This window comes from Vibrio sp. 1167, from assembly GCF_033340375.1.
GTDB classification, from domain to species: Bacteria; Pseudomonadota; Gammaproteobacteria; order Enterobacterales; family Vibrionaceae; genus Vibrio; species Vibrio alginolyticus.
The window spans coordinates 791-1,261 of sequence record NZ_JAWOWK010000070.1 but is presented as its reverse complement, the minus strand read 5'-3'; the positions used below and the strand labels follow the sequence as shown (position 1 = coordinate 1,261).

Annotated in this window: 1 protein-coding gene; it reads right to left on the bottom strand. The window is 50.7% G+C overall.

Features of this window, described 5'->3' with window-relative positions; all coding sequences use genetic code 11:
* Nucleotides 1–471, bottom strand: a 471-nt coding sequence (locus R7Z78_RS24435) for a S49 family peptidase (RefSeq protein ID WP_318117036.1), incomplete at both ends; no start/stop codon positions are given.

Sequence of the window (471 nt, the reverse complement as noted above, 5' to 3'; positions counted from 1 at the left end):
CGGTGAGGTGCCAACGCCGTCGGTGTTGATACCAAGTTTGCTGAAGCCTTTTTCGAACGTCGTAATAACGCTGAAGATACCAATAGAACCCGTCAGTGTTGTTGGTTGCGCGACGATTTTATCTGCGCTCATTGAAATCCAGTAACCGCCAGAGGCCGCTAAGCTCGACATCGAAACTACAACAGGTTTGCCTGCTTTTTTTAGCGCTTCCACTTCGTTGCGAATCACTTCTGACGCAAACGCACTGCCACCAGGGCTGTCTACGCGAAGCACGACTGCTTTTACCGTCTCATCGTTACGCGCTTGACGCAGTAGACTTGCAACCGTGTCACCGCCTACTGTTCCACGAGGTTGTTGACCATCCATGATGGCGCCACTTGCAACAACAACAGCAATATCATGGTTCGCGAGTGTGTAGTCTGGGCGAATCGTCGCTAGGTAGTCGTAATAACTAATGGCGTTATAGCTGTC